At 63.9% G+C, this 18280-nt stretch carries 23 protein-coding genes; 10 read left to right on the forward strand and 13 right to left on the reverse strand.

Annotated elements, in window-relative coordinates:
* The first annotated feature begins 35 nt into the window (after positions 1–35).
* The 5 genes from siaA to C9F12_RS00640 all read left to right on the forward strand — a co-directional run bounded on the left by siaA (position 36) and on the right by C9F12_RS00640 (position 4438).
* Positions 36–2105, forward strand: coding sequence for a biofilm regulation protein phosphatase SiaA (gene siaA / locus C9F12_RS00620; protein ID WP_162816350.1), 2070 nt, complete (start codon positions 36–38; stop codon positions 2103–2105).
* Positions 2093–2623, forward strand: coding sequence for a biofilm regulation protein kinase SiaB (siaB, locus tag C9F12_RS00625; RefSeq protein ID WP_045993240.1), 531 nt, complete (start codon positions 2093–2095; stop codon positions 2621–2623). The genes siaA and siaB overlap by 13 nt, the downstream gene beginning before the upstream one ends.
* Before the next feature lie 15 nt (positions 2624–2638).
* Positions 2639–3031: a biofilm regulation phosphoprotein SiaC gene (siaC, locus tag C9F12_RS00630; protein WP_275041601.1), complete on the forward strand. Its 393-nt coding sequence runs from the start codon at positions 2639–2641 to the stop codon at positions 3029–3031.
* On the forward strand, positions 3028–3813 hold the full coding sequence (locus C9F12_RS00635; protein WP_108447656.1) for a diguanylate cyclase: 786 nt from the start codon (positions 3028–3030) through the stop codon (positions 3811–3813). The genes siaC and C9F12_RS00635 overlap by 4 nt, the downstream gene beginning before the upstream one ends.
* A gap of 85 nt (positions 3814–3898) precedes the next feature.
* Complete coding sequence (locus C9F12_RS00640; protein ID WP_162816351.1) at positions 3899–4438, forward strand: GNAT family N-acetyltransferase; 540 nt, start codon at positions 3899–3901, stop codon at positions 4436–4438.
* Positions 4439–4449: 11 nt separating this feature from the next.
* On the opposite strand, the gene C9F12_RS00645 is transcribed toward C9F12_RS00640, so the two are convergent.
* On the reverse strand, positions 4450–5355 hold the full coding sequence (locus C9F12_RS00645; RefSeq protein ID WP_045993243.1) for a cation diffusion facilitator family transporter: 906 nt from the start codon (positions 5353–5355) through the stop codon (positions 4450–4452).
* A gap of 110 nt (positions 5356–5465) precedes the next feature.
* Between C9F12_RS00645 and C9F12_RS00650 the strand changes: the two genes are divergently transcribed.
* Positions 5466–5816, forward strand: coding sequence for a hypothetical protein (locus tag C9F12_RS00650; protein WP_045993244.1), 351 nt, complete (start codon positions 5466–5468; stop codon positions 5814–5816).
* Between the two features lie 50 nt (positions 5817–5866).
* Here the strand turns inward: C9F12_RS00650 and C9F12_RS00655 are convergent, their stop codons facing one another.
* The gene (locus C9F12_RS00655; RefSeq protein ID WP_045993245.1) at positions 5867–6184 is read right to left on the reverse strand and encodes a winged helix-turn-helix domain-containing protein; all 318 of its coding nucleotides are present in this window, start codon (positions 6182–6184) and stop codon (positions 5867–5869) included.
* Positions 6185–6407: 223 nt separating this feature from the next.
* Here C9F12_RS00655 and C9F12_RS00660 point away from each other — a divergent pair, with 223 nt between their 5' ends.
* The 4 genes from C9F12_RS00660 (at position 6408) to C9F12_RS00675 (ending at position 9726) form a co-directional block, all read left to right on the forward strand.
* Entirely contained in the window at positions 6408–6953 is a 546-nt protein-coding gene (locus C9F12_RS00660) for an iron transporter (protein ID WP_108447658.1), read from the forward strand.
* Positions 6954–6965: 12 nt separating this feature from the next.
* Complete coding sequence (locus C9F12_RS00665; protein ID WP_231498632.1) at positions 6966–7364, forward strand: cupredoxin domain-containing protein; 399 nt, start codon at positions 6966–6968, stop codon at positions 7362–7364.
* Positions 7361–8203, forward strand: coding sequence for an FTR1 family protein (locus C9F12_RS00670; RefSeq protein ID WP_045993246.1), 843 nt, complete (start codon positions 7361–7363; stop codon positions 8201–8203). Before C9F12_RS00665 ends, C9F12_RS00670 begins: the two co-directional genes overlap by 4 nt.
* A gap of 107 nt (positions 8204–8310) precedes the next feature.
* A complete protein-coding gene (locus C9F12_RS00675) occupies positions 8311–9726 on the forward strand; it encodes a 4Fe-4S binding protein (protein ID WP_239452563.1) in 1416 nt (471 codons plus the stop codon).
* 240 nt (positions 9727–9966) lie between these two features.
* Here the strand turns inward: C9F12_RS00675 and bioA are convergent, their stop codons facing one another.
* From bioA to C9F12_RS00730, 11 genes are all read right to left on the reverse strand, one after another.
* Positions 9967–11238 carry an adenosylmethionine--8-amino-7-oxononanoate transaminase gene (gene bioA, locus C9F12_RS00680; RefSeq protein ID WP_108447659.1) on the reverse strand — a complete coding sequence of 424 codons (1272 nt, stop codon included), beginning with the start codon at positions 11236–11238 and terminating at the stop codon, positions 9967–9969.
* Positions 11239–11432: 194 nt separating this feature from the next.
* Positions 11433–11957, reverse strand: a complete 525-nt coding sequence (locus C9F12_RS00685) for a hypothetical protein (protein WP_045993248.1) — start codon at positions 11955–11957, stop codon at positions 11433–11435.
* A gap of 51 nt (positions 11958–12008) precedes the next feature.
* Entirely contained in the window at positions 12009–12278 is a 270-nt protein-coding gene (locus C9F12_RS00690; RefSeq protein ID WP_045993249.1) for an HPr family phosphocarrier protein, read from the reverse strand.
* A 2-nt stretch (positions 12279–12280) separates the two neighbouring features.
* Positions 12281–13162, reverse strand: a complete 882-nt coding sequence (rapZ, locus tag C9F12_RS00695; RefSeq protein WP_045993250.1) for an RNase adapter RapZ — start codon at positions 13160–13162, stop codon at positions 12281–12283.
* A 53-nt stretch (positions 13163–13215) separates the two neighbouring features.
* Positions 13216–13701 carry a PTS IIA-like nitrogen regulatory protein PtsN gene (gene ptsN, locus C9F12_RS00700; protein ID WP_045993251.1) on the reverse strand — a complete coding sequence of 162 codons (486 nt, stop codon included), beginning with the start codon at positions 13699–13701 and terminating at the stop codon, positions 13216–13218.
* Positions 13702–13706: 5 nt separating this feature from the next.
* Entirely contained in the window at positions 13707–14015 is a 309-nt protein-coding gene (raiA, locus tag C9F12_RS00705; protein ID WP_108447660.1) for a ribosome-associated translation inhibitor RaiA, read from the reverse strand.
* 159 nt (positions 14016–14174) lie between these two features.
* Positions 14175–15587 carry an RNA polymerase factor sigma-54 gene (locus tag C9F12_RS00710; RefSeq protein WP_108447661.1) on the reverse strand — a complete coding sequence of 471 codons (1413 nt, stop codon included), beginning with the start codon at positions 15585–15587 and terminating at the stop codon, positions 14175–14177.
* Between the two features lie 281 nt (positions 15588–15868).
* Entirely contained in the window at positions 15869–16594 is a 726-nt protein-coding gene (gene lptB / locus C9F12_RS00715; protein WP_045993254.1) for an LPS export ABC transporter ATP-binding protein, read from the reverse strand.
* On the reverse strand, positions 16594–17124 hold the full coding sequence (gene lptA / locus C9F12_RS00720) for a lipopolysaccharide transport periplasmic protein LptA (protein ID WP_083970449.1): 531 nt from the start codon (positions 17122–17124) through the stop codon (positions 16594–16596). Before lptA ends, lptB begins: the two co-directional genes overlap by 1 nt.
* 12 nt (positions 17125–17136) lie before the next feature.
* Positions 17137–17712, reverse strand: a complete 576-nt coding sequence (gene lptC, locus C9F12_RS00725) for an LPS export ABC transporter periplasmic protein LptC (RefSeq protein ID WP_108447662.1) — start codon at positions 17710–17712, stop codon at positions 17137–17139.
* Positions 17709–18275, reverse strand: coding sequence for an HAD hydrolase family protein (locus C9F12_RS00730; protein ID WP_108447663.1), 567 nt, complete (start codon positions 18273–18275; stop codon positions 17709–17711). Before C9F12_RS00730 ends, lptC begins: the two co-directional genes overlap by 4 nt.
* Positions 18276–18280: the final 5 nt, after the last annotated feature.

Genomic DNA, 18280 nt, shown 5'->3' on the forward strand with positions numbered 1-18280 from the left:
TCTCTACACCTGTCGATTCTCGCCAAGGAGGCATCATGAGCCGCCACCTGGGATTGGGGGTCAAGTCGTTACTTATCCCGTTGTTGTCCTTTCTGGTCGCACTGGTGCCGGTGCTGTGGATCGGCAGCCACGCGCTTCAGGACGTCGAGCGCCACTTCGGACAACGCTTCGCCGAGCAGTACAGCCAGCTGCATACCCAGCGCATGCTGACGCCTCTGTCCACCGAACTGGCCCTGGCCAGGCGCTTCGGCGATCTGACGGTCACCCGCGAGTGGCTCTCGGATATCGACAACGAGGAACGCAAGGCCCGTTTCTTCGCCGAGTCCGAGGGATTTCGCCAGCAGTTCGACGGTGACGACTACTTTGTGGTGCATCACGACAGCCGCCAGTTCTACTTCAACGACGGCAAGATGAGTCCGAGCCGTGCCCCCCGCAACCAGCTGTCACGCAGTGACAGTGAAGACAGCTGGTACTTCCGCATGATGGACAGTGGGGCGCCTACCCGGGTTCAGGTCGCCTATAGTCCGGCGCTGGACATCACCCGGGTGTGGATCAATGTTCGCGTCGACGGCGAGAACGGGCCCCTTGGCATGGTCGGTGGCGGCCTCAATTTCAACCGCCTTCTGGCCAGCAGCTTCGACGATCAGCCGTTGGGTGTGGCTTCCTTCCTGCTCGGCCGCGAAGGTCGGGTGCTGGCGATGGCAGAGGACGGAGAGCTCCAGGCGACCGACTTGAGCCAGGTCGATGAAGGCGGCGGCGTGCTTGATGCGGCGGTCGAGGATCCCGAGGCCCTCGCCGAGATGCTGGCATCGGCCCGAGAGAGCGGCGGAGAGGTAGAGACCCGCACCCTCGAGTGGTCCGGTGAGGAGCGAGTGGTGGCGGTCAGCTACATGCCGGAGCTCGACTGGTGGTTGGTGTCGGCGGTCGATCCCTACGCCGCCACCTTGCTGGAAAAGCGTTGGTTGTGGCCGCTGATGTTCGCCCTGGTGGCCAGCCTCGGGGTGGTGCTGCTGGTGGTGGTGATCGCCCTGCGGCGGCTGATCGTCAACCCGATGCGTCGCCTCAGTCAATCCGCCCAGGCGCTGGCCCAGGGCCGTTATGACACCAGGCTCGACAGTGACCGCGGTGACGAGATCGGCGATCTGTCACGCGATTTCCAGCGCATGGCCGATCAGGTTCAGGCCCATACCGAGGAGCTCGAGGAACGCATCCGTCAGCGCACCATGGATCTCACCCTGGCCAATCGGCAGATGAGCGAGGCCAAGCGTCAGATCGATGATTCCCTCGACTGCGCTCGGGTATTGCAGCAGGCGATCCTGCCCAGCCGCGACATGCAACGCTGCGCCGGGCTAAGGCACGGCGTGCTGTGGAGTCCCAAGGATACGGTCGGCGGCGACATCTTCGTGTTCCGGGACTTCGGTCATGACCGCGGCTATCTGCTGGGGGTCATCGACTGCGCGGGACACGGCGTGCCCGGCGCCCTGATGACCATGCTCGCCCGTGCGGCCTTCGACAACTCGGTCAACCAGGTGGGGCCCGAGAATCCGGCGGGTATCCTCGAGGAGATGGACCGGCGCATTCGCCGCACGCTCGAGGCCGACAGCGATGCCCACGGCGTGACGCCGCACATGGATGCGGGGCTGGTGTGGGTCGGCGCCGACCAGCAGCAATTGACCTTCTCCGGCGCCAAGCTGGATCTCTATGCCACCGATGGCCAGCGCCTGGAGGTACTGGCCGGTGGCCGACGCGCCCTGGCGTTCAAGCGTCGTGGGGAGTTCACCAATCAAACGTTGGCACTGGTACCTGGCTGGTCCTGTACGCTGTGCAGTGACGGCTTCCTGGATCAGGCAGGCGGCGAGCACGGGTTCGGCTTCGGCAGGCGGCGTTTCGAGGCCATGCTGCTGGAGCACGCCGGGCTCGATCCCAGGGCACAGGTCGCGGCCTTCCTGGATGCGCTGGCGCGATTCCAGGGCGAGGCGCACCAGCGAGACGATATCACCCTGCTGTGCTTCCAGCCGGCGGTCGAGGACGAGCAGGACGGCACCGCGTCCGCGACGTCCAACATTCACCACGGTCACGATGAGGGAATTCCATGGACCTCTTGACGCTGCGCGACCAATTCGACAAACAGCGCGTGCTGCTAAGCTTCAATGGCCCGATTTCCCATAGCCTGATCGAAGAGATCGGCAAGGCCATTCGCAACTACCTCAACAACGAATCTGCGGCACCATCGGCGGCGATGGACGTGTTCTCGACCTACATCGAAATGACCCAGAACATCAGCCATTACGCCACCGCCATGGGCTATGACGAACAGCGGGCCACCGCCACCGTTGCGGTGGCGCGGGGCGAGCAGGGGCACTATCTGGTGTCGGCGGGCAACGTGGTCGAGCATGCCGATGGCCAGCGTCTGATGGCGACCGTCGAGGAACTCGGTGAGATGGACGCGGTCGAGCTCAAGCGATGCTACAAGCAGCAACTCAGAAAGCCGCGTGAAGACGGCTCCCGGGGAGCAGGGCTGGGGTTGATCGACATGGCGCGCAAGTCCTGCCAGCCGCTTCAGTCGAACCTGACGCCGCTCTCCGATCAACAGAGCTTTTTCTGCATCACCGCCACTATCTGACGGAAAGTCGAGAAAATGATCAACGACATTGCGATTGACGGGACCCAGTCGACCCCTGACATTCGTTCTGACTGGGACGCCGGAACGCTGACCATGCGTGGCGATTCCTATCCCGAAAACACCTTCGAGCTCTACAGTGGCGTGCTGAACTGGGTAGATCACTACCTGCGAGACGGCGAGAGCCCCCTCGAAGTGTGCCTGGAACTGGTCTACCTCAACACCAGCTCGGTCAAGGCGATGATGGACATCTTCGACCTGATGGAGGAGGCTCACCTGGAAGGCAAGGCCTGCAGCGTGGATTGGCGCTACGATGTCAGAAACGAACGCATCGCCGAGCTGGCCGAGGAGTTCAAGGAAGACTGCAGTTTTCCGTTTGCGATCACCCCCGTCGAGGATCCCAGTTCATGACCGAAAGGGATCGTCAGCTGCTGCGGGACATCGAGGCGCTGCTGGCCTCGTCCGAGCATCAGGACAATCCACTGAAGGCACCGCTCGAAGCGCTCTACCGGCGGCATACCGAGCAGCTTGAGCGGCTAGAGCGCATGGCTGCCATTTCCGATGGCTTTCAGCGCAACGTCAAGAGCGACCTGTCCACCGCCGAACGCCGGCTGGAGCGACAGCAGCGTCGCCAGCACAAGCTGTCACGCATCGCCGATGGTTATCAGGAGCTGCTGTTCGAGCGCAAGCAGACGCTGGAAAGCGAGGTCATGCTCGATCCATTGACCAAGATCCCCAATCGTCGTGGCCTCCACACCGAGCTGCGTCGACTGATGGCCGCCTCCAGCCGACAGCAACGCCCTTTTACCCTGGCGATGGTGGACATCGACCACTTCAAGCGCTTCAACGACGAGCATGGGCATGATGTCGGCGATCAGGCGCTGCTGGTAGTGGCCAAGGTCCTCGACGACACCCTGCGTGGTGGCGATATCGTCGGTCGCTGGGGGGGCGAAGAGTTTCTGATCGCCTTGCCCGGCGCTTCGCTGTGGGCGGCTGAACCCCTGTTCGAGCGGCTCCAGGCCAAGCTGCGTACCACCCAGGTGGTGAGCGACGACCCCCTGACGCTGACCGTCAGCATCGGCGCGGCGGAGCACCGTCATGACGAGACCTACGAGCAGACCATGAATCGCGCCGACCAGGCGTTGTATCAGGCCAAGCGCAATGGGCGAGATCGCTGGGAGGCCGCCGAGTGACGGGCGTTCTGACTCAGCATCAGATGGTGTGTCGGCGTTGGAGGTTGCGCGGGTCCGGACCTGGCAGGCAGGAGGTGCCGGCAGCATGCTGAGGGTGTCCGAGAGGCTGTGGCTTGCGTCGATCGGCAAGGAACACTGTGACGCTCTGTGGCACGCCATCGACGCCAGCCGGGAGTCGTTGAGGCCCTGGCTGCCATGGGTCGATGCGACCCGCGAGCCGGGAGATTGCGAGGTCTTCGTCACCGCTGCCATGGCCGAGCGGCGTCTCGGCACCGCTCGACACTTTGTCTTGCTCGAGGACGACGAGCTGATCGGCGTCGTCGGCTTCAACCGCATCGTCGAGCGTCACCGCTGGGCGTCGCTGGGCTATTGGCTGCGCAGCGACTTCCAGGGTGGGGGGCGGATGACGCAGTCCGTGGCAACCCTGGTGGAATGGGGTTTCGACGAACTCGAGCTTCATCGACTCGAGATTCGTTGTGCCGAAGGCAATAGCCGTAGTCGCGCTATCCCCGAGCGACTCGGCTTTCGGCAGGAAGGCGTGCTGCGCGAGTGCGAATGGGTCGGCGGACGGGCGCTGTCCCATGTGGTCTATTCGCGTCTTGCCGGTGACCCCGCGCCGGGCTGACGGCCTCGCCTTCAGGCCCAGCGTTCCTCGGCGGTAAAAGCGACGGTAAACCAGCGGCGCTCGGGGGGAATGCTCAGTCGTGAGGATATCTCCTCGCGGATCTCGTCCATCTCTACCATGCCGCGCCCGGCGGCGAAGTTCGGCGCGGTGACGATATGAATCTCGATAAAGTGGCCCCGGCCACTCTTGGCCACATGACTGTAGTAGTGGCTGAGACCCTCTCTTTGCATGATCTCCTTCATCGCCGCGTGCACCTCACGATCGATGGCGCTGGGTGCCATCAGCAGGATGTCCTTGGCGGCTCGCCGAATGATGTTGATGGGCACCGGCATGAACACCAGGGTCAGCACCACCAGCAGCGCTGAATCGACGTAGGGTGTCCAGTGGTCGAGCGCGGTACCTTCCAGCATAAGGGCGATCACGAAGGCCACCAGCAGCGCGCCGGTGATCAGCGCCGCCATCAGCCAGTTCTTCTGATCGATTCGCAGAAACTCGGAGTTGGCCCTGCGATTGATCTTCTTGAGATACACCGCCATGGTGCTGCAGATCACCAGCACCACGGCGGCGTAGAGGGTGGCCGCGCCGAAGGCGAGGGCGTGGCCGCCGCCCAGCAATTCCCGCAGCGCGTTGAGAAAGGCGTAGAAGCACAAGAGCAGCAGAATGCCACCGTTGAGCGCCGCCACCATCGGCTCGAAGTGCCAGAAGCCATGCTGGAAGCGTGAGGTCGCCTCGCGCACGACCAGCCGCGATACCGCCAGCGCAAGCCCCGACATGGCGGCGTCAATGGTGGAAAAGACGCCATCGAAGAGGATCGACTGGGAGCCGGCCAGCAGGCCGAAACTGACCCCGAGCAGGGCGACGCCCAGGGTGGTGATGATCGAGAGCGACAGGGCCCGTTGTTCGAGTCGTGAATCCATGATCCGATGCAGTGTCGAGGAAAGCTCGACTATAGGGGCTGGCGTCGTTTGGCACCAGCCGGGGCGTTCGCGTCGGCTATCACAGGGCGTGGATCAACAGGGAGAACACCATGAGCAACAATCTCTACGCCAGGGCAGAGTGTGGCTGCGGCGCCATTGCGCTGCTGGTCGCCGGTGAACCCGAGGCCGTCGATCCTCGCCTGAGGCTGGCCTGGTGGCCGGAGACAGCGCTGCAGTTGACGCAAGGGGCGGACTGGCTCGAGCTCACGGATGAACGGCGCGGAGAGCATCGCTTGCTGGTGGAGAGTTGCCGCCGCTGTGGTGACCGGCTCATGGTCTCACGGGAGGGCTGGGTCGAGACGACGCTTGAATGGGTGGAGAGGCTGGGGCTGGAGGTATCGACGCTCCGTGCCAGTGATGCACTTCGAGAGAGCTTCGGGCATGCACGCCCCGTTGACTGAGTCGTCGTGATATCCGCCCATGGGCGCTCGCTGCCTGCGCGGTGAAGGGATCAAGGGTGCGCGTTGGCGAGGGAGGGGTAGCCCAGCAACTGCCCCAGGCGCTCGGCGTGAAGCGACAGCCAGTCGGGGTCGATCGGCCCCCAGTCATCGATGCGATAGTGACCGATATTGTGAGGCTTGCCTGGCTGATGCTCGAAGCGGCAGCGGATATCCAATTCCTCGAGGGCGGCGAGGGTGTCCTGAGCGGTACGTCTCGGCATGCCGGTGGCGGCGGTGATGGCCGGCACGCTATCGATGCCGGTGGCCACCAGATGGGCCAGGTAGAGGCGTCGATAGAAGCTGGTGCGGGTCTTGCTGAGGCTGGTCATGGGCTTTCGCTATCTCGTCAGGGGCCTTTGGTACCGATGGTTCAGCGTCACGTAAAAGCGCGGCCAGTGCAACAGAGGTTCGAGACTTTGATGCACGTCACAGGCGTGCCTGCCGGCACAGGCTAGAGTGTGGCGACACCGGGCGGTGCTTCATGAACTTCGTCATGGAAATGATTCTTGAAGCGCGAACGGTTCTCGCCATTTTCTATCCCGAGGTTCTCGCATGTCTGCATCGCCGATCTTTGACCGCTCCGCCCTGGCCGCCCTGGCCACCACCCTCTGTCTTGGTGTCTTTTCCAGCAGTGCCTCGGCGCTGGAGTATCCGATCGGCGAGCCCGAACTGGTCAACGGCATGGAAGTCGCCGCGGTCTACCTGCAGCCGGTGGTCATGGAGCCTGCCGGTGAGCTGGCCGCTGCCGAGGCCGATATTCATCTCGAGGCGGATATTCACGCCCTCGAGGACAACGACAACGGTTTTCCTCCTGGCGCCTGGATTCCTTTTCTGCACATTGACTATCGGTTGCAGAAGGAAGGCAGCGACAGTGTGATCGAAGGTAGCCTGATGCCGATGATCGCCAGCGACGGCACCCACTATGGTGTCAATGTGGCGCTCGAGGGCATGGGGCGCTATCACCTGAGCTTCCACATCGAAGCGCCGCACCTGATGCGTCACATCGACAAGGAAACCGGCGTGGCACCCTGGTATGCGCCCTTCGACGTCGAGTACGACTTTGTCTACGCCGGCGTGGGCAAGAAGGGCGGCTACTGAGAGGAGGCGGTCATGTTGCTGCTACGTCGTTCCCGTCTCTCGGGCGCGCTGATCACGGCGCCGTTGGTCGCGCTGTCGCTGATGACGCTGTGCGCCACCTCTGGTCAGGCAGAAGCCGGAGCGCTGCCTACCTACCGGTTGACCCTTGTTGACGGCAGGCTTGATCCCGTCGAACTCGAGGTCGTCGCCGGGCAGCGGTTCAAGATCGAACTGCATAATGCCGGAAGTACGCCGGTGGAATTCGAGAGTCGCCGGCTTCGCCAGGAAAAGGTGATGGGTCCCGGCGTTCACTCCTTCGTCGTGGTCCACCCGCTGAAGCCGGGGCGTTACGACTACTTCGACGAGTTTCACCTGCCCGATGCCCAGGGCGTGATCATCGCTCGGGAAGCCTCCGAGGAGGCACACCCATGAACGAAGCGGCCTTTATCGTGGTCCTGCGCGAGAGCCTGGAGGCCATCCTGGTGGTCGGCCTCGTCTACGCCTGGCTCGCCCGAGAGGGGCGTCGCGATGCCTTGAATTGGCTGTGGGGCGGTGTCGCGGCGGGTATCGCCCTGGCGGTGGTGCTGGGTGCTGTGCTGATGGGAGTAGGGCGCTGGTTGACCGGTGACGCCCAGACCCTGTTTCAGACCGCCATGTCGGCGCTGGCCGCCGCGTTGATCGTGCAGATGGTGGCGTGGATGCGCCGTCGCGGCGCCTCTTTCAAACGCTCCATGGAGTGTGACGCCATGCTGTGTCTGTCGCGCTCACGGCTGTGGGGCATTGCTACCCTGGTTGCCCTGGCGGTGGCTCGGGAAGGCGCCGAGACCCTGGTGTTTCTGTACGGTCTGGGTCTGGCCCAGTGGCGAGGCGGACAACTGACCTCCTTCGCCCTGGCCGCAGGTCTCGGCTTTGTCACGGCGGCTGCCTGCTTCGTGATGCTGCAGTGGTCCTCGCGACGACTGGCCTGGCGCGGGTTCTTCCGGGCCAGCGAGATCCTGCTGCTGCTGGTGGCGGCGGGCCTGTGGGTGGCGGCGCTCGAGCGTCTGATGAATCTGGGCTGGTTGCCGGTCGGGATCGATCCGCTGTGGGACACCAGTGTCTGGCTGGATGATGGCCAGGGAGTCGGCGGACTGCTGGCCAGTATCGCCGGTTACCGTGCCTGGCCTTCCTCGACGCTGGTGCTCGGCTACCTGTGCTATTGGGGCCTCGTCTACTGGTGGGTGGGCGGGCAGCGCCCGTCCCACAATGTCGTCGAGGGAGCGGTGTCGTGAACGAGGCGGCGGCAGTGCCGGCAACAGGGACGGCAACAGTGACGCCAGCAGTGATGCCAGAAGCCAGCGATCGCCGCTGCGGGTCTGTCAAGGACACTCGGCCAACCGTGGCTGAGAATCGGCATCCAGGCGCCCGCAAGACCCGACGCTGGGCGCGTCTGGGAGCCTGGCTGAAGCATCATCGGCGCTGGATTCTGACACTGCAGTGGGCCGTGGTGGCGTTCTACGCCGTGCTGCTGCTGGTGCCGCCCTTGTTGCCCCTGCCGAACCATGAGGCACGCATCCTCGATCACCTCACGGTGTTCGCCGAGTTCGTGTTCTGGGGTATCTGGTGGCCCTTTGTCATGGTCAGCATGGTGGTGGCGGGGCGGCTATGGTGCGGGATGATGTGTCCGGAGGGTGCCATCACGGAAGCCGCCAGCCGTGTCGGCATGGGCCGGGCGATACCGCGCTGGATGCGTTGGGGTGGCTGGCCGTTCGTGGGCTTCGCCATGACCACGATCTATGGGCAGCTGGTCAGCGTCTACCAGTATCCCAAGGCCGCGCTGCTGGTGCTGGGGGGCTCGACCCTGGCGGCGGCCGTGATCGGTCTGGTCTACGGAAAGGGCAAGCGCGTCTGGTGTCGCCATCTGTGTCCGGTCAGCGGCGTCTTTGCGCTGTTGGCCAAGCTGGCGCCGTTGCACTACCGCGCCGACCCCGAGGTGTGGACCGAGCACGGACGGCGCCAGCGCCGGCGCGAGGTGTCAAGAAGCCGGGCTCCGGACTGCCCGGTGCTGATCCCGCTGAAGCAGCTGGACAGCGCCAGTGACTGCCATCTGTGCTCGCGTTGTTCAGGCTACAAGGATGCTATCCATCTCGAGCTCAGGGCGCCCGGCATCGAGGTGGTGTCGCCACCGCCTCAGCGACCCGCGACCCTGTGGGAGTTCGTGCTGGTGGTGTTCGGCCTGCTGGGAATCGCGGTGGGGGCATTCCACTGGTCGGCGAGCCCCTGGTTTGTTGCCGCCAAGCAGCAGGCGGCCGTCTGGCTCTATCAGCACGGTTGGGGATGGCCGCTGGAAACCAGCGCACCCTGGTGGCTGCTGACCCACTATCCCGAACACAACGACGTCTTCACCCTGCTCGATGGAGCCCTGCTGCTGGGCTATATCGGCGTGACTACCCTGGTGCTGGGGGGGCTTGTCTCGCTGTCGCTGTCGCTGACCAACCGTCTGCTTGGCCGCTGGCGCTGGCAGCGCCTGTGGCACCTGTCCTACGCCCTGATACCCCTGGCCGCGGTCGGCGTCTTCCTGGGCCTGTCGATGACCACCCTGACCCTGCTGCGAGGCGATGGCCTGCTGATCCACTGGGCCAATGACGCCAGGGCGCTGTTGCTGGGGCTTGGCGTGCTGGCAAGCGCGGGGCTTGGATGGGGCATCCTCGGACGCTACGCCAGTGGCCCGCGTCGACTCGCTGCCATGCTGCCCATGCTCGCCGCCCAGGCGCCGGTGATCGGCGCCTGGTGGCTGCTGTTCTGGGGCTGGTAGAACGTGGTAGAGAGCCAACCATCGCCGCCCCTGTCCACTCATTATGCGTTTGCGGTGAAAGGTGCCCGTCCCTGGTAAAGCGGGGCCGCAATGATCTGGCGCATCTCGTCATCCGAGGTGATGCACTTTATGCGTTTGCTGTGAAAGGAGCCTTCATGGCCTTGATGATCTGGCGCATTTCGTCATCCGAGGTGATATAGGCAGGCGGGCTGGTAGAGAGCGAGCCAGCGCCGACCCTGACTATGCAGAAAGAAACGGCGCTTTCATTGCGGTGATGATCTGGCGCATTTCCTCATCCGAGGTGATATAGGCAGGCATGGTGTAAAGCCATCTGCCGAAGGACCTCAGCCACACGCCCTGTTCACGGGCGATGGCGGCGGCGCCTTTCAGCGCTTTACTGTCGTGCACCTCGATCACGCCGGTGGCGCCGAGCACACGGATGTCGGCCACCGCAGGGTGGGCGCGCAGGTCACTGTCGCCGGCGAGTTCCTGCACAAGGATGGCGTTGAGCCGAGCGATACGGCCCAGATAGTCGTCCTCCTCGAAGACCCTGAGGCTTTCCAGTGCCACGCGACAGGCCAGCGGATTGCCCATGAAGGTCGGGCCGTGCATAAAGGCGTGAAGCTCGCTGTCGCCGATAAAGGTGTCATGGACACGGTCGTTGGCCAGGGTCGCCGCGTGGCCAAGGTAGCCGCCGGTCAGCCCCTTGGACAGCACCATGATGTCCGGACTGACACCGGCATGGTCGGCGGCGAACATGCGCCCGGTGCGGCCAAAGCCGGTGGCCACTTCGTCGAACACCAACAGCACGTCGAACTCGTCACACAAGGCGCGAGCACCCTTCAGATAGTCCGGAGAGGTCATGTTGAGGCCACCGGCGGCCTGCAGCAGGGGCTCCATCAACAGCGCGGCGATCTCGTGGTGGTGGGCTTCCAGCACCGCTCGCAAGGCGTCGAGGTCGGCGGCGACCTGCTCTGGCGTGGCCGTATAGGGTGCCGTCGGCGCCGGGGCGAAATGGTGCTTCGGAAGAAAGCCGGAAAACAGCGAATGCATGCCCTCTTCGGGGTCACACACCGCCATGCAGCCGGCGGTATCACCGTGGTAGGCCTTCATCAGCGACAGCATGCGGTGCTTGTTGGGGCGGCCGCGCAGATGGTGGTACTGCACCGCCATCTTCATCGCCACCTCCATGCCCACCGAGCCGCTGTCGGAGAAGAACACGTGGTTGAGGCCCTCTGGCGTGACGCGAACCAGTTCCCGGGCGAGCTGGTCGGCGGGATCGTGGGTCAGTCCCCCAAGCATCACGTGACACAGCGTGGCAGCCTGCTCCTGAATCGCCTTGACCAGCCGTGGATGTCCGTAGCCGTGGATCATGCACCACCAGGAGCAGGTCGCGTCGAGCAATGATTCGCCGCTGTCCAGGGTAAAGCGGGTGCCCTGGCCGCCGACTACCCGGGGGGCAGGGGCCTGGGTCTTGAGATGGGCGTAGGGATGCCACACCGGAGAGGTCATGTCGGCTCCTGAAGGACGCTTGGTGGTAAACTGAGTGACGAGTTAAAAGTTTACCACTGCTGCTGCTACCGTCGCCAACGCCAGCGCTCGTACCCGGAAAACCGGGGTAGAGCGGGGCAGGCGAGGGCACAAGGAAGAGCGGTGCTTTTTCAGGGATGCTGGGCTCAGGGATGCTGGGCTCGGGGATGCTGGGCTCAGGGATGCTGGGCGTCGACACGTTCGAGAAAGCGTTCGAACAGGAACGCCTCGTCGTTTTTCAGCGAGCGACTCAGGCAGTCGATGAACTCTCGGCGCGGATAGGTGAAGATCCGCGGCGCCTTGTAGGCATCCAGATCGATGGCGATCACCTCTCCGTCGACGACCAGGAAGTTCTCGGTGTGCAGGCCACGACAGTGGATACGGTCACGGTACAAGGCTTCGAGAATGTCCAGGTAGCGGTTCTGCAGTTCCGGCGAGTCGAGGACCAGCTGTTTGAGCGCGATGCCGTGCACGTTGGCGGTGACCAGGCGATAGCGCTCTGCCGACAGGATTTTCGGTGTGGCGATACCCAGTCGCTCCAGTCGGCCGGCGACATAGCGAAAATTGTGGCCGGGGTAGCGCCGGATGCCCAGGCGGTAGCGCCAGCGATCGCTGGTCTTGGGCGTGAAGGTCTTGATGAAGGCGTCCTGGTCCGGATCGTAGTGGACCTCGGTGTACTTGCCGGTCTGGATCAGTTGCATGGCGTCCTTGGCAGGCAGGGGGTGGCGGTCAAAACAAGGAGAGGGAAGACGTCAGGCGTCTTCGTCGAAGCGTGCGTCGAACAGTGCCTCCAGAGCGTCCAGCACCGCGTCCGCGTCCTTGCCTTCGGCCTCCAGGGTCAGTTCCGTTCCGCAGGGGGCGGCCAGCATCAGCAGCGACATGATGTTGGCGGCGTCACCCGAGCGGCTGCCATGGTGGACGGTGACGGTGGCGTCAAAGGGTTGGCAGCAGGTGACCAGGCGTGTCGCGGCGCGTGCATGCAGGCCACGACGATTGGTCAGGGTCAGGGTGCGTCGGGCCACGCCTAGAGTCCTCCGCTGTCCAGTCGGCGTTGCTGGCCGAGTTCGCGGTGGCGTAGACGGACGCGGGGATGCTGGTCGGCCAGGGCCGAGGCGATTCCCTCGGCCAGGTAGACCGAACGATGCTGTCCTCCGGTGCAGCCCACCGCCACGGTGAGGTAGCTGCGCTGGCTTTGCTGATAGCGCGGTAGCCAGGTGCGCACCCAGGCGAGAATGTCGCGCTTCATGTCGGCGACGTCCTGATAGCGTTCGAGGAAGTCGATGACGCTGGGATCGCAGCCATTGGCATCACGCAGCGATGGTTCCCAGTAGGGATTGGGCAGACAGCGGGCATCGAACACGATGTCTGCATCCGGCGGCACGCCACGCTTGAAGCCGAAGGACTCCACGGTCAGGCTCAACTGGCCGCTGCGGTGGTCGGCGACCTGTTCGGCGATGCGCGAACGCAGTTCGTGCACCGACAGGCGAGAGCTGTCGATGACCAGATCGGCCAGGTCTCGAATACCCGAAAGGGCCTTCTGTTCGGACTCGATGGCTTCCGCCAGGGTCATGTCGCTATCACGGGTCAGGGGGTGACGGCGCCGCGTGTGGGAATAACGCTCGAGCAGAATTCGCGCATCACTGGTCAGGTAGACCACCTGGCAGTCGATCGGACTCTGCTTGAGGGACGCCAGCTGGGCGGGGAAGCGTTCCAGTGCCTCAGGCAGGTTGCGGGCGTCGACGCTGACGGCGATACGGCGGGAATGACCGTTTTCCAGCTCGTCCACCAGGGCGCCCAGCAAGGTCGCGGGAAGGTTGTCGATGGCGTAGAACCCCAGGTCCTCCAGGGCTTGAAGGGCCACGGACTTTCCCGAGCCGGAGCGACCACTGATGATCACGAGCTGCATGTCCTGTCTCCTTGGGCAGGCGTCCATTGCTGATGGCCTAGGCAAGGCCGCGATCAGGAGGGAGTGTCGTCCCCTGGCGCCTGTTGGCGGATGGCTTCCTGCAGGCGCTCGTGAAGCTCGCGCTGGGAGCTGGCGTGGCGCAGACGGTGACGTGTGTCGGCGTCGTTCATGACGCCGGCGACCTGGCCGAGCAGGGCGAGATGGGCGTCGTCGGCCTCTTCCGGTACCAGCAGTACGAACACCAGATCGACGGGCTCACCATCGATGGCATCGAAGTCGACAGGTTCCGCGAGTTTGAGGAAGCCGGAGATGGGCGCCTTGCAGTGGGGGTTGCGGGCATGGGGAATGGCGACGCCATTGCCTATGCCGGTACTGCCCAGGCGCTCACGTCCGATCAGCCGACTGAAGACCTCCTGGCTGTCCAGGCTCGGGGTGTTCTGCGCAATGAAGGTGCTGAAAAACTCCAGCACCCTCTTCTTGCTGCCTCCCGGGACATCGAACAATGTGCGCTCGGGAGGGAGAATGGCTTCCAATGTCATGAGAGTCAGCGAATTCCGGCGCCTTGGGCGCGGGCTTGGGATTTTTCCTTGTGCTTGACCAGCTGGCGGTCCAGCTTGTCGGCAAGGGCGTCGATAGCAGCATACATGTCGCCGTCCTGCGCTTCGGCATGCAGGTCGGCACCGGCGGCGTGAAGGGTGCAGGCGGCCAGCTGGCGTTCCTTTTCCACCGAGAGGGTCACCTGGACGTTGGTGATGTTGTCGTAGTGGCGCTCCACACGGGTGAGCTTCTCTTGTACGTAGTCACGCAGGGGATCGGTCAATTCGACGTGGTGGCCGGTGATGTTGACTTGCATGACAGGCTCCTTGCTCTTTCGGGTGGTGGCTTGATTGTAACCCTTTTTCCGATCCTGCAAACCCCCTCGACGCTACGCAGAAAGACGCAGATGTCATGCGAAATTTCAAGTGCTTGCGCTTTCCCGATAACTAGGCTAGCGACGCCGCAGCGCAAGGCCTCAGCGCAGTCGCTTGCGCTCGCTGGAAGACGGAATATTCATGGCTTCCCGGTACTTTGCCACGGTGCGTCTGGCGACATTGACGCCGTCTTCCGCCAGCAATTCCACCAGTTTGCTGTCCGACAGAGGTTTGCGGGCAGGTTCCTTTTGAATCAACGATTTGATCATGGCGCGGATGGCGGTACTGGAATGGGCGTCGCCATCCTGGCCGACCTGGCTCGAGAAAAAATACTTCAACTCGAACACGCCGCGAGGCGTGTGCACGAACTTCTGGGTGGTCACGCGGGAGATGGTGGACTCGTGCATCTCCACCTTGTCTGCGATATCGGCCAGCACCAACGGTTTCATGGCCGCTTCTCCCTGCTCGAGGAAGTCGATCTGACGCACCATGATTTCCCGGCCGACCTTCAGTAAGGTGTCGTTGCGGCTGGACAGACTCTTGATCAGCCAGCGCGCCTCCTGCAGGTGGTCCTTGAGGAACTGGTTGTCCTGGCTCTTGTCCGCGCGCCGAATCAGTGCAGCGTAGTCGGGCTGGATGCGCAGTCGGGGCATTGCATCCGGGTTGAGTTCAACGCGCCAGCCCTCTTCGGTGTGGCGTACCACCAGGTCGGGTATGACGTAGTCGTTATCGCTGTCACCGAACTGGCTGCCGGGACGTGGGTCGAGGCTCCGGATCAGCTCGATGACGCTGTCGAGTTGGTCGTCATCGAGTCCTAGTCGGCGCTTCAGCAGACGTCGGTCGCCGCTGGCCAGCGCCTCGAGAAACTGTCTTACCAGTCGTCCGGCCTGGGGCAGCAGGACGGTATCGCGAGGCAGGCTATCCAGTTGCAGCATCAGACACTCGCGCAGGTCGCGGGCGAACACTCCGGTCGGTTCGAACTGTTGCAGCCGAACCAGCACCGCCTCCACCTTGGCGAGGGGAGGGGGGCGACGACCGTCTTGCTCGAGCCCCTGGGCAATGTCATCCAGTGTCTGCTCGAGATAGCCGTCGGCGTTGACCGCGTCGAGCAGGCTCTCGGCGATCAGGCGCTCCTGGTCGCTGACGTCGAGCATCGCCAGTTGCCAGCTCAGGTGGCTGTGCAGTGACTGGGAGCTTGCCTGGCGCTCGAAATCCGGCGCCTCGCCACTGCCGGCGGGGGTGGTGCCCAGGTCCTGGTAGGTGTCGGACCAGTCGCTGTCCACACTGAGTTCCGAGGGAATCTGATCCGCCCAGTCATCTTCCACGGCTTCCCTGGTCTGCTGTTCGCCGAACTCGTCCTCGAGTTCGAGCATGGGGTTGGCCTCCAGCGCCTGCTGGACCTCCTGGCGCAGGTCCAGGGTCGAAAGCTGCAGCAGGCCGATCGCCTGTTGCAGTTGCGGGGTCATGGTCAGCTGGGTACCGATGCGCAGCTGCAGTGACGCCTTGAGGGCCATGGGTCGGGATCCACCAGTGTTGTCGAAAGGCTTTACCCTAACGACGAGTCATCAGACATGCAAGCATCTTGCCAAGTTGGTGTTTTTTGACCTGTGGGAGGGAGTGTAAAGGTCGATGTGGAACAACTTGGTAGGGGGGAGGTGCTTCTTTCGAGGGAGGCCCTGTGTGCAAGGTGAGGCCGACCCTTTCGGGGCCGGCGGTTGGATGCTGATGCTGGCAAGTGTTGCGGCCGCTTGATGCGACTGCGACTGCGACTGCGGCTGTCGGGCGGCCCTGCGGTCTAGAGGCGGAAGTTCTCGCCCAGGTAGACCTCCTTGACGCGCTGGTTGGCGAGGATGGACTCGGCGCTGCCCTCGGCGATGATCTGGCCGTCGCCGACGATGTAGGCACGATCGCAGATATCGAGGGTCTCGCGCACGTTGTGATCGGTGATCAGGACGCCGATATCGCGGGCCTTGAGTTGACGAATGATGGACTTGATCTCGCCCACCGAGATCGGGTCGACCCCGGCGAAGGGTTCATCGAGCAGGATAAAGGCCGGCTCGGTGGCCAGGGCGCGAGCGATCTCGACCCGGCGCCGCTCCCCGCCGGACAGGCTCATGCCGGGGTTGTCACGAATATGGCTGACGTGGAAATCCTCGAGGAGTTGCTCGAGACGTGCTTCTCGGCCCTCGCGGTCGAGGTCCTTGCGGGTCTCGAGGATCGCCATGATGTTGTCGGCCACCGACAGCTTGCGAAAGATCGAAGCCTCCTGAGGCAGGTAGCCGATACCGGCCAGCGCGCGCTGGTGCATGGCCGCGCGGCTCAGGTCCCGATCATCGATGCTGATGCTGCCGGCGTCGGCTCTGACCAGGCCGACGATCATGTAGAAGGAGGTGGTCTTGCCGGCCCCGTTGGGGCCCAGCAGACCGACGATGCTGCCCTGCTCGATCGACAGGCTGATGTCCTGGACGACGCGACGCTTCTTGTAGCTCTTGGCCAGATGGCGAGCGTGGAGAGTCTTCATCAGTTTCCTTGGCTTTCCGGCTCGAGGGTCATGCGAATGCGCTGTTCGCCCTGGACGCCCTGGGCGCTGGAGCGGGCCTGGACCACGCGGCGATCGAGGAAGTACTCCAGATAGGCACCGTCGAAGGTGTCATTGGCCTTGTGCAGCTCAGCCTGGTCGATCAGCTCCATGCGGCGTTCGGCCACGTGGTAGATCACCTTGCGGCCCCAGCCCTTGACCACCGGTTCTTCCGGGGATGGCTTCTGCTCGAGGTAGGCACGTGAGCCGGTCGCGGTCGCCAGTGACAGTTGTCCCTGGTCGTTGCGCTGGATCTCGACGCGTTCGCCGGTGAGGATCATGCTGCCTTGCACAATGCGCACGTCGCCGGTATAGACCGCGGTACCGGCGCGATCATCGAGATCCAGCTGGTCGGCCTCCACCTGAATCGGTGCGCTGCGATCACTTTCCAGCGCCAGGACACTGCTGCCGGTGGCGCCGGCGGCCAGGCCAAGGGCCAGGGCAAGCAGGAGGGCGGGACTTGGACGCATCATGGAAGGGGCTCCTTATTGAGGCTCTGGCGGATGATGACCGGTGACATTGTCGGTCAGGCGAGCGGTATTGTCATGGATCCAGGCGTCGAAGCGCTCCCCTTGCATCTGTTGAGGGGGTTGGCGTAGGACGGCTGGCGTTTCGCTCCAGACATGGCCACTGTCGCTGTCGTAGACCAATACCTCTGTATCAAGCTGCCAACGCTCCGCGGGGGCCTCGAGATGGGCGTCGCCCGACAGGGTCAGGGGGTTGCCGTCCGGACCCAGTTCACCGTTGTCGGCGTCGGCGATCCACTCTCGGCCGCTGTCGTCGATCAGCGCAAGGTCCGGCTGGTCCACCCGGGTGATGTCGTCGAGCGGTGTGTGCACAAGGCGTGGCGTATCGATGCGCTGATGGGGGGTGCCCTGGGCATCGAAGCGGGTCAGGCGGGCATCCACCAGGTAGTAGTCGGGCTCGCCGGCCTTGTCATTGGGTACCAGGTCGGGGACGTTGCTCTCGCGGGGGTCGAGCAACGTCAGGCCGCCACCGAGTACCAGCAGCAGGATGACCAGCCAGAAGCGAAAGCCTGGACGCAGTGCGCTCAGTTTCATGTCAGCGGTCCGTTGCTCAGGTAGCTGTCGATGATATCGTCGAGGCGGCCCTGGGCCATCAGCAGGGTGTCGGTGATCTCGCGCACCGCGCCATGTCCGCCGGCAACCTGGGTGACCCAGTCGGCGTGCTGACGAAGGTAGCAGGGGGCGCCTGGCACGGTGATGCCGACCGCACTGCGATGGATGCAGGGCAGATCCGGCAGGTCATCGCCGCAGTAGGCGACCTGGTCGAGGGTCAGGCCCAGCGAATCGCACAGCGATTCAAGGGCGGGCAGCTTGCGCTCGACCCCTTGCTGTACGTGCTCGATGCCGAGTGCTCTGGCTCTCTGGGTGACCATGGGGGAGCTGCGCCCGGTGATCAGGGCCACCTGGATGCCGGCGCGCTTGGCCAGCTTGAGGCCGTGGCCATCCAGGGTGTTGAACGCCTTCAACTCGGAGCCGTCGGCGTGGAAGTACAGTCGACCATCGGTCAGTACGCCGTCCACGTCCAGCGCCAGCAGCTTGATGTGGCGCAGGCGCTCCACCAGATCCGGCGCGAGGGAGGCGAGAAGCTCGTGAGACATGACGG

The sequence above is a fragment of the Halomonas sp. BN3-1 genome (assembly GCF_003056325.1).
Taxonomy (GTDB): domain Bacteria; phylum Pseudomonadota; class Gammaproteobacteria; order Pseudomonadales; family Halomonadaceae; genus Halomonas; species Halomonas litopenaei.